At 41.4% G+C, this 8,825-nt stretch carries 11 protein-coding genes and 3 pseudogenes; 3 read left to right on the forward strand and 11 right to left on the reverse strand.

Translation table 11 applies throughout. The features are described from left to right. Nucleotides 1–116: 116 nt before the first annotated feature. Nucleotides 117–482, reverse strand: a complete 366-nt coding sequence (locus ACFE90_RS32680; protein ID WP_375506466.1) for a four helix bundle protein — start codon at nt 480–482, stop codon at nt 117–119. A gap of 83 nt (nt 483–565) precedes the next feature. Here ACFE90_RS32680 and ACFE90_RS32685 point away from each other — a divergent pair, with 83 nt between their 5' ends. Then, the gene (locus ACFE90_RS32685) at nt 566–1,144 is read left to right on the forward strand and encodes a hypothetical protein (protein WP_375506467.1); all 579 of its coding nucleotides are present in this window, start codon (nt 566–568) and stop codon (nt 1,142–1,144) included. A 67-nt stretch (nt 1,145–1,211) separates the two neighbouring features. Here the strand turns inward: ACFE90_RS32685 and ACFE90_RS32690 are convergent, their stop codons facing one another. From ACFE90_RS32690 to ACFE90_RS32735, 10 genes and pseudogenes are all read right to left on the reverse strand, one after another. Continuing rightward, nucleotides 1,212–1,817 (reverse strand): MT-A70 family methyltransferase, encoded by a 606-nt coding sequence (locus tag ACFE90_RS32690; RefSeq protein WP_375506468.1) that lies wholly within the window; start codon nt 1,815–1,817, stop codon nt 1,212–1,214. Beyond that, nucleotides 1,814–2,017, reverse strand: coding sequence for a hypothetical protein (locus ACFE90_RS32695; RefSeq protein ID WP_375506469.1), 204 nt, complete (start codon nt 2,015–2,017; stop codon nt 1,814–1,816). Before ACFE90_RS32695 ends, ACFE90_RS32690 begins: the two co-directional genes overlap by 4 nt. A 3-nt stretch (nt 2,018–2,020) precedes the next feature. Continuing rightward, nucleotides 2,021–2,476, reverse strand: a complete 456-nt coding sequence (locus tag ACFE90_RS32700; protein ID WP_375506470.1) for a hypothetical protein — start codon at nt 2,474–2,476, stop codon at nt 2,021–2,023. Nucleotides 2,477–2,478: 2 nt separating this feature from the next. Beyond that, complete coding sequence (locus ACFE90_RS32705; RefSeq protein WP_375506471.1) at nt 2,479–2,703, reverse strand: VVA0879 family protein; 225 nt, start codon at nt 2,701–2,703, stop codon at nt 2,479–2,481. A gap of 57 nt (nt 2,704–2,760) precedes the next feature. Beyond that, nucleotides 2,761–2,916, reverse strand: a complete 156-nt coding sequence (locus ACFE90_RS32710; protein WP_375506472.1) for a hypothetical protein — start codon at nt 2,914–2,916, stop codon at nt 2,761–2,763. Nucleotides 2,917–3,169: 253 nt separating this feature from the next. Next, on the reverse strand, nt 3,170–3,637 hold the full coding sequence (locus ACFE90_RS32715) for a hypothetical protein (RefSeq protein ID WP_375506473.1): 468 nt from the start codon (nt 3,635–3,637) through the stop codon (nt 3,170–3,172). Between the two features lie 43 nt (nt 3,638–3,680). Next, nucleotides 3,681–3,833, reverse strand: a pseudogene (locus tag ACFE90_RS32720) (IS4 family transposase); the annotation flags it as partial. Between the two features lie 217 nt (nt 3,834–4,050). Beyond that, a pseudogene (locus ACFE90_RS32725) lies at nt 4,051–4,318 on the reverse strand (Hsp20/alpha crystallin family protein); the annotation flags it as partial. A gap of 195 nt (nt 4,319–4,513) precedes the next feature. Continuing rightward, a complete protein-coding gene (locus ACFE90_RS32730) occupies nt 4,514–4,846 on the reverse strand; it encodes a hypothetical protein (RefSeq protein WP_375506474.1) in 333 nt (110 codons plus the stop codon). Nucleotides 4,847–5,052: 206 nt separating this feature from the next. Then, nucleotides 5,053–5,949 (reverse strand): SDR family oxidoreductase, encoded by an 897-nt coding sequence (locus ACFE90_RS32735; protein WP_375506475.1) that lies wholly within the window; start codon nt 5,947–5,949, stop codon nt 5,053–5,055. Between the two features lie 270 nt (nt 5,950–6,219). Here ACFE90_RS32735 and ACFE90_RS32740 point away from each other — a divergent pair, with 270 nt between their 5' ends. Both ACFE90_RS32740 and ACFE90_RS32745 read left to right on the forward strand, forming a co-directional pair. Next, nucleotides 6,220–6,822 (forward strand): glutathione S-transferase N-terminal domain-containing protein, encoded by a 603-nt coding sequence (locus ACFE90_RS32740; RefSeq protein WP_341530321.1) that lies wholly within the window; start codon nt 6,220–6,222, stop codon nt 6,820–6,822. 1,059 nt (nt 6,823–7,881) lie between these two features. Continuing rightward, nucleotides 7,882–8,088, forward strand: a pseudogene (locus ACFE90_RS32745) (helix-turn-helix domain-containing protein); the annotation flags it as partial. Between the last annotated feature and the right edge of the window lie 737 nt (nt 8,089–8,825).

The raw sequence follows: 8,825 nt of genomic DNA on the forward strand, positions 1-8,825 counted from the left end.
TTTGAAATTAGACAATACATTTGAAAATGGCTAATAAAACACCTCTTACTGAATATGATTCTCCTTGGAAGCAGATACTACTCAACAATTCAAAATTCAAAATTCAAAATTCAAAATTATTTAGAGTTATTCTGCTTAGTTTTGACTACTATTGCCGCAATTATTTTGATAAGTTCTTCGTTTTCGTTGACCAGTGATAACAATTTTGATGGTTCAATTATTTCTGTAGTTATCATAATCCTCAACCAATATCTTGTTTCTCTAGCTTCTTTCAGAGCAATTTCTAGCTTATGTACAAAACCTGCCTTGCTTTGAGCAGATTGAGATTCTTCAACATTTGCACCTATAGAAGTACCAGACCTGATTAACTGTTTATATAAAACTCGTCCTACCCCTGGCTTTTCATCCAAAACTTTGCATAGGTTGACTATTCTGACAGCAAAGTTAAATGTTCTATCTGTAATATCTTTTTGTTGATTCATTGCTTTGTATTTCCTCTGCGTTAATCGTGATGACTTTGTATACCAAATTGATAAACTACTCTTCTTCAATTTTGAATTTTGAATTGTTTCATCAATTTGGTTATGAATTGTTTGGCTGTACGGTTTATTTTCAGTTTCCTGTGATCAAGCTGCTAGACTATCAACAAAGGTTGCCGGAGCTTGAAGAGAGCCATAATCAGTTTGCTACGGTGGTCATGGCTCATTTGGCAGCAATACAAACCCGTGGTGACAGGTTACAACGTAAGCAGCAGAAATTAGCTTTAGCGCGTAGGTTGTACGAGCAGGGGTTTGAGCGCGAAGCTATTCTGAATTTGTTAGGTTTTATTGATTGGATGTTGACATTACCATTAGATTTAGAACGAGAATTTAAAAGGGAAGTAGAACAACTGGAGGCACAACAGTCTATGCAATACATGACATCATTTGAGCGAATTGCCAGAATGGAATCTTTATTAGAAGGGATTGCAGTTGGTTTAAAACTAAAATTTGGTACTGAGGGTTTAAGCCTATTACCAGAAATTTCCAGAATTGAAGATGTCGAGCAATTAAGAGCAGTTCTTACGGGACTAGAGACGGCCAGTAACTTAGAACAATTGCGCTCCTTGTATCAGCCAACAACCGACACTCCCACAGAAAATTAGTATTTAAGAGCTTGGTATTGGATTTTCCAGGTGAGCATAGACTTTTAGTGCCTAAATTATTCCTTAGTTAGGCAGTTAAGGAAATATCTTGCTGACTCTGCTCAACAGGCTGATCAAACTTCAGAGCCTCATCACCCCAACAATCCCAGCCAACTCTAGACGAACGTGCGAACATCTCCAGCTTGGTCATATCAGGACACAGCTTTTCTACAAGTTCAAAAAACTGTTCGGGCTTACGTGAATGCTCACGGCGGGGTAAGTGTAAAATGCTTGACTGGTTTGTGAGTGTCCGTCCAGCAAAAGCTTTCACATTTCCACGAACAGCCATTGCACAGTGTTCAGTCGAATTCCGCAACCAATGACCGACACCTAGATGTGTTTTAGTACCAGCTTTGGTGACTTTTTCCCAAGTCAAAATAGTCTTGAGTTCAAATCCCCATGTTTGCAAGCATTGAGCCGCTTCGATCATGTGGTTGTTCGTGAACCATAGCCAGAGGATACAGCCATTGCTCCCGCATAATTCGGGAATGGGCAGAGCCAGAATTTCCTCAGTCCGCATTGGTTGATAGGGGATGCGGTTGCGGTGAGTTTTGTCTTTAGAACGAAGTCTGTAGAACCAGGGAGGATCTATAACAATGCACTGGTACTGGCCTTGCAGAGTTGTGAGTCTCATGCTGCCTCCTGCGGTTGTTGAACAATCGTTGCGCTGATGGATTCAAAATCAACCTGAAATATGTTTAAATCAGGAGTTATTTCGCCGGAATTATATCGGTCTGTAATGACTTGTTTGATGGCTTCTTCTGCCAATCCATCAGGTAGATAAATGTGTGCTTCGCTAATAACTTTTTCAACTACTTGAACTACGACTTTCATAAATTACTCCTGAAACTGAATTCGGCTTAAAGTTTGTAGCTGTGCAGCAAGTGTGCTTAAGAAATCCTGGAGTTCTTGGGTTATTTCTTGAGGGGTAATTTCTTTTTCAGAAACGTAAATTCTTGTATTTCCACGGGTAACTTCTACACGGGTCGTATTGATTTGTGGCGAAGTCAGAAGAGTTAAAGTAAAATCCTCATATTTGCAGAAGTAATACTGGCAGTTTTCACTCAATGATTGCCCTTGTTGCCAAGTAATAATTTCTGTATCGCCGTCGTCAGCAAGCGCAAATTCTACTTCTTCAACAGCAGTGAACGCCATTTTTACACAAGCTTTCTCAGCCGGATGAGTTGCATCTTGCATTCGGTAGTCTTGTCTAACTACATAACCTTGGATTCTATAAAAGGCTTTTGCCAGTTTTTCAATGAGTGCATCTTTTTGAAATAATCCCAGTTCCATATTTAAACTCCGAATTCAAAAACTTTAATTCCATCAACATCAACGGGATTAAGTTGAATTAATCCACCTCCCGCATAATTACAAGGGATTTTACGTTTATCCTTGTCATCAAATGCTTCTTTACGCACTTCCAGCCATCGCCCCACGCAAGAAAATCCAACGGCGGATTCAGGTGCGCCAGCTTTTTTATAATCCGCAACAGTAGCAATATGACCACAGTATGGCATTTAAATTTCCATTGCATTACGTCTTTACCAAATAGTGTTTCTCCAAGATTTAGCCATTTATCTCGCGTCATTTTCCACCTCTCTTATTCCTGCTGCCAATGCTTGTTCTACTGTTTCATAACTGCCACTCAAATATGGGTCGTCAGAAAACTCATTAAATATACAAACTCCACTCCCGTAAGTTAGAGCAAAGGAGTATCGTGAAATGTCCATTCGGCAAAACCAAACTGAAACATAATAATTCCTTTTTATCGGGCCTCGACTCATATAAACTTTGGTTTGCAGCAACGGTTTTTTGGCTTGTTTCACTTCTCAGGAATAACCGCAGCATTCGCAGTAGACTACTTTTTCTTGTGGGTTCTTTCGATAGATTTCCTGACTTCCACAGTTAAGGCAGTTCATTATTGTTAACCTTTAAATCAATTTCCTTTCACTCCTAAAATTGTCTGGTCTGTTTAATAACCAATCAAGCTGTGACTACAGCTTTCTTTGAGAAAGCACCTGCCTGCTTTAGCACTGCACTAGGACTGGGATGAGCGAAGAACTCTTCTATAGCTTTGGTCAACCTAGCCGCAACAGTCGGCTCGTGACAAGCGTAGACATAAATGGGCTGTTGAACCCCATTAACCAATCGTGTTTCTTGGCGATGCCTTCGGCGGGCTACGCCTACGCCTAACTGTGGGTAAAATGTTCTCACCCATGTCCCAAGATGTCCGCGATAGTGAGGGTCACTGATAGGGACTTTCTTTCCAAGTTCGCTCTCTGCAAAATTTACAACCCCAAGCCAGCGTTCTTCTGAAGGAATCAACATTTTTCTGTTATGTTCAGCCAAAAGGTTTCCGGCATAGTCTTTAAATTGCTGTTCCATGTATGGGTTGAGTCTGCCACCAGTTAACTCAGCTAAAGTCTTCATTGCCAAGACAAGAGTATGCAATCGCTGTTCAACTGGGGGGAGGGCTAGTGTGGAGGGTTGCTCTATTCAGTGGCTGGGCAAATTCTTTGTGCAGTACAGTAATTTGATAAGTATGAGTTTGGATATCTTCCTCAATACTACTTTGACGCAAATATTCATCAGAAATATTACGCCAGTCCAACTTATCTCCGTATTTACGGCGGGAACGATGATTGGGTAAATGTAAATGAATCCTTGTTAAAGCATCGTAAGAATTGGTCATCGAAAAGGCTGACACGGTGATATGAGTGAAGGCACTGAATACCCCAAAATTATTCAGTCAAGGTTCAACTCCTCAATGCAAGTTGAACTGGGACACCAAACACAAGGCGTGTAGAAAGGACACCCTACCCAATTAAATCTCATCCGTGCGTAACGTAGTGAATAGTTTCAAACTATGCAGCAGGAAGTTCAAGATTAACTTTGACAACTTTGTTCTTTTCTTGCTCAGACTTAGGCAGTGTCAGATTTAAAATGCCGTCTTTATAATCTGCGGTGACATTGGTATTTTGAACCCTAGCAGATAGAGAAATTACACGTTGGAATTTACCATAGTAGAATTCGCTCTTAGTTGTGCCATTGTTTTGGGTTTGAGTTTGGGACTTGCGCTCACCGAAGACTGTGAACAGCGTCTTCGGTGACTTGAATATCTAATTCTTTAGCCGAATGGCACTAAGAAAAGCATTTCGTTGGGGTGAGGCAGAGGGCAGGGGGCAGGAGCTTGAAATCCTTGTAATATATAGTTTTCAAGCTGTGCAATTTTCTTTCCTTCTGCCTCCTGCCTCCTGTCTCCTGCCTTATCTTAGTGACATTCGTCTTTAGCCGAATGGCACTAAGAAAAGCCTAAAGGCTTGTGGTTTAAGCAGTCTGCAATTGTTTTCGTAATTCATGCCGGGGTTTCGTCATCAAGGGGTAAGCTTTTGGGCGACGTAAAAGGACTCGTGGTTCATTTCTAGCAGGACGGTCGGGAACAGCCTTGTGAGCAATAACTTTAAGTAAAGTAGAATAAATCTGAAGACGTTTTGTTGAATGAGCAGCTAACAATTCGGGAATAAAGTTATTTAAATGATGGCGAGTGCCTTGGAGTGATAAGCGCAACGGAGGAGTAGCGTAAGTAGTACCTGCTGACCACATCAAACCACGCAGTAGATTGTAAGCAAGTAAATAAACATAAATTTCTTTGCGTATCATTGAAGGAGTTTTACAGCGCAAAACATCCATTCCCAAGGTAGTTTTAAGATGTCTTAAATCTAATTCAGTAACGGACGCAAAGAAGGGAAATGCGATCGCCGTAGGTGATCGCAGTTAACCAACCAGAATTAATCTGAAGGTTTTCCTTATTTTCAAGATCAGTGACTCTTATAAAAGTTCTCCTAGAGTCGTTTCAACATTTTGAACTAGGCAATCCCGATGCCGCCTGTTACACCATAAACTTCTCCAGTGATGTAGCTGCCTTCTTGGGAAGCAAGCAACACATACACAGGAGCAATTTCTACAGGCTGCCCGGGTCTTCCGAGCGGAACTTCAGAACCAAATTTCTCGATCTTTTCCTGGGTCTGACCACCACTCGGCTGTAGCGGTGTCCAGAATGGACCGGGTGCGACTGCATTAACGCGCACTCCCTTGTGGATCATCTGTTTGGCGAGAGATTTGCTGAAATTCTCAATGCCCGCTTTTGTCATGGCATAGTCAAGCAGACTCGCTGAAGGTTGATATGCCTGAATCGAAGTGGTGTTAATAATTGATGCTCCAGGCAAAAGATGTGGAACGGCTGCTTTGGTAATCCAAAATAGCGCGTAGAGGTTTGTCTTCATCACTTTATCGAAATGCTCAGTCGTGATATCGCTAATTGAGGGGTAAGATGTCTGTGCGCCAGCATTGTTCACGAGAATATCTAAACCGTTCAAAGATTGCACTGCATCTGTCACCAGCTTTTGGCAAAAATGCTCGTCGGTGATGTCACCCGGAAGCGCAACCGCTTTGCGCCCTGATTGTTCAATCAATTGGATCACCTCTATTGCATCAGCCTCTTCACTCTTAAGATAGGCGATCGCCACATCAGCACCTTCCCGCGCAAATGCGATTGCAACAGCGCGCCCGATACCAGAATCAGCTCCGGTGACCAATGCTTTGCGACCTGCAAGCTTTCCAGATCCAATGTAGCTCTGCTCACCGTGATCTGGTTGGGGCTGCATCTTTTGAGCAAGTCCTGGTACAGGCTGCGGTTGTTGGGGAAAGGGCGGAGCGGGATATTGCTGCCGGGGGTCTTGCATCTCTAATCGATCGGATTTCATCACTTGGTTGTTTTGATAGTTTTTGCTATTCTTGACTCAAGTATCAAGCATTGAGGAGAACGATTCCTCACCCTTTGAGCAGAATAATGTTCCAGAGTATGCACCACTAACGGCGCGGGCTAATTGATGCGCTTGTATTTGTCATCAGGCAATATCACTTGAAAAGCCACGCTTAACTATTGCTTTTATCTCTCTATCGGCTAATACCCTAATTTCTCAATCAAAGCTACACTACCATCGGAAAATGTCAAGATTTTGGGATAGCAGCAGATGATTGATCTCTACACCTTCACCACGCCCAATGGACGCAAAGCTTCCGTCATGCTGGAAGAAGTCGAATTGCCCTACAATGTCCACAAAATTGACATTACTACTCAACAGCAATTTACACCTGAATACATCGCCATCAATCCCAATAGTAAAATTCCGGCCATTGTTGACCAAGAAACTGGGATTAAAGTCTTTGAATCGGGTGCAATTCTAATTTACCTAGCCGAAAAAACAGGTAAACTCTTACCCACTGAACAAAAAAGCCGTTTTCAAGTCCTAGAGTGGCTGATGTTCCAAATGGGAGGAGTCGGGCCAATGTTTGGACAACTTAACCATTTTAAACGCTTTGCACCCGAAAAACTTCCCTATGCCATCGAACGTTATGAAAAGGAAACTTTACGCATTTATGGTGTCTTAGATAAACAACTGCAAGACAATGAATTTATCTGTGGTAACTATTCTATTGCGGATGTTGCAACTTATCCGTGGGTAGCGATTTATGAATTTCAAGGTTTAACACTCGACAATTACCCAAATCTTAAACGCTGGGTGGAGATAGTGCAGCAACGTCCGGCTGTGCAACGCGGAATGCAAGTTCCTTAAATACAAGACCAGGGATAAGTCAACAAGGGTGATGATAAATTATTAAATAATTCAACCCGTTCTCATTCCCAAGCGTACTCATACTGCGAAGAAATAAATTGAACGGGTTTTTATTAGTGATCGCTTCTATTAGAAAGCTGCTTTAGATTATGCCAAAGGGCAGGAGGTTTAAAATTCATGGGTTTGAAAATAGTTTTAGCAGGAGTTGCCTTGGAGCATATCTAGACTGATGAAAGCAAGGATTTATACAGAATACATCTAGGATATGTGGTTTTACGGAGTGTAGCCCTATATTTTTCCAGAAGCTATTAATAATCGGCTGTACCAGAATTTGGAGTACTGAAAACAACCAGATGATTCACCATTGGGTGCAATTGTTAATCTGGCTTCTCCCGCACAATATAAAACTGCCCTAGACGAAAGCTGGAGCAGTTTTTAATAGAGTAAATTATATAGGGGACTTTTATTGTTGTCCCCAGTTTATCCATAGTAAATACCGTTATACAATACTATTCACCTCAAGTTTCGTGCTTTACGCAAAAAACGAATAATCTTGAAGTTGGCATCACAAAGGTTAGAAGTCCGCACAAGCCAGCGTATTGCAGAGGGCATCCGCGAATTTGAGCCAAGCCTTTCATCAACGCAGAGGCGATCACACATAGGTATTGCCCCGATCAGCAATCGTGTACAAGCGTATGCGATTGCTCTAGCATTGCTTAAAAGTGCAAATTGCTTTTTTCGTACCGAATACCAGTCTAAATTAGGACAGAGTATTAGCCGCCTTAAGTTGAGTTGTCACAAACAATGGTCAAATAATTTTGGGCATTATCAACCAAGACAAGAGCTTTTGCACCATAAATTTATGGTGTAGCACGAGTTTATTTGGTTGAATTATGGTTGACACCAATATATTAAGGCGAGTAGCATTAAATTTCAACAGGTGAGCGCAATAATAACAAGGTAGATTTACAAATGAAGATTAAAATAGATGTTACTCCGGTAGCATCTTTCCGTTGGAATGAAGAAAACGCGCAGAAATTAAGGTAATTAAGGGAAAAGGCTGGATATAGCCGGAAAGCACTATCAGAGATAGTAGGTATATCTGCTACTTACATTCAGCAATTAGAAGCTCCACACTTGTTTGTTAATCGTCCTAAAAAGCCGAAAGAAGTAACTGTTAGTACTGAAATTCTACAGAAGCTTTGTGTTGCATTAAATGGTGATGTCTCTTCTTTAATTTGGGATATAAACTGCACTGTTCAGTAGTTGCGCTGCGTTACTAAATAGTGTTGATAGATTACAGGTGTGCGTTATAAGATACTAAATATAAGGGCGAAGGAGAGTAAATCACCAGCGCCCCCAATACCAAAGACTTACAAACTAAATCAACTAAATCGAGTTACCAGGGCAAACGCATCATGTCAGCAAGAGGATTTTATTTTCAATAAGCTCTAAACTAGTCGCATTAATCCCTACTTATTGACACAAGCTTAGCAATCGCTTTGAGTCTTGAAAACTAAACCAAATGAGAAATGCTGCTAAAGTCGTTGGTTCTTTGCCTTGGTTGTGATCAAGAGTAATTTAGATGCGTTTGCCCTGATCGAGTTACTGATACGAAACCAATAAAACTAGTAGCCACCGGGACTAGCAGCCGGAAGCCTTAAACTTGTAATGGTCAAGCCACCGTGAGATGATTCCGATGACCCACCAAGTCTAAAAACTGGTTGTAAAAAACTTCAATCTTTGCAGAACAAAGGCGATTGTGAACTCCTCAATCGCCTTTTCAATTGTTACCACGCGGCTGTACAGAGGACACGGTAACATCCCAATATCTTCTCTACAGCCTTGTGCTGTCTGGTGTTTTGACATCAGCTGATACGCTTTGCCTTTGAATTACTTTATGAGGCTGCGCCAATAAAAGAGTGAGCGTTGTGCAAGCACAACGTTGTTCATGAAACTATCCCACTAATAAAAAAGTATGGTAATCTACTTCTCAACAAGGA

The organism is uncultured Nostoc sp., from assembly GCF_964245445.1.
Taxonomy (GTDB): domain Bacteria; phylum Cyanobacteriota; class Cyanobacteriia; order Cyanobacteriales; family Nostocaceae; genus Nostoc.

Bases quoted from the DNA above. Each gene is read 5' to 3' on its own strand.
- ACFE90_RS32700 (WP_375506470.1), bottom strand. From the start codon at position 2,476: ATGGAACTGGGATTATTTCAAAAAGATGCACTCATTGAAAAACTGGCA.
- ACFE90_RS32735 (WP_375506475.1), bottom strand. From the start codon at position 5,949: ATGAAATCCGATCGATTAGAGATGCAAGACCCCCGGCAGCAATATCCC.
- ACFE90_RS32695 (WP_375506469.1), bottom strand. From the start codon at position 2,017: ATGAAAGTCGTAGTTCAAGTAGTTGAAAAAGTTATTAGCGAAGCACAC.
- ACFE90_RS32740 (WP_341530321.1), top strand. From the start codon at position 6,220: ATGATTGATCTCTACACCTTCACCACGCCCAATGGACGCAAAGCTTCC.
- ACFE90_RS32710 (WP_375506472.1), bottom strand. From the start codon at position 2,916: ATGGACATTTCACGATACTCCTTTGCTCTAACTTACGGGAGTGGAGTT.
- ACFE90_RS32680 (WP_375506466.1), bottom strand. From the start codon at position 482: ATGAATCAACAAAAAGATATTACAGATAGAACATTTAACTTTGCTGTC.
- ACFE90_RS32705 (WP_375506471.1), bottom strand. From the start codon at position 2,703: ATGCCATACTGTGGTCATATTGCTACTGTTGCGGATTATAAAAAAGCT.
- ACFE90_RS32690 (WP_375506468.1), bottom strand. From the start codon at position 1,817: ATGAGACTCACAACTCTGCAAGGCCAGTACCAGTGCATTGTTATAGAT.
- ACFE90_RS32730 (WP_375506474.1), bottom strand. From the start codon at position 4,846: ATGATACGCAAAGAAATTTATGTTTATTTACTTGCTTACAATCTACTG.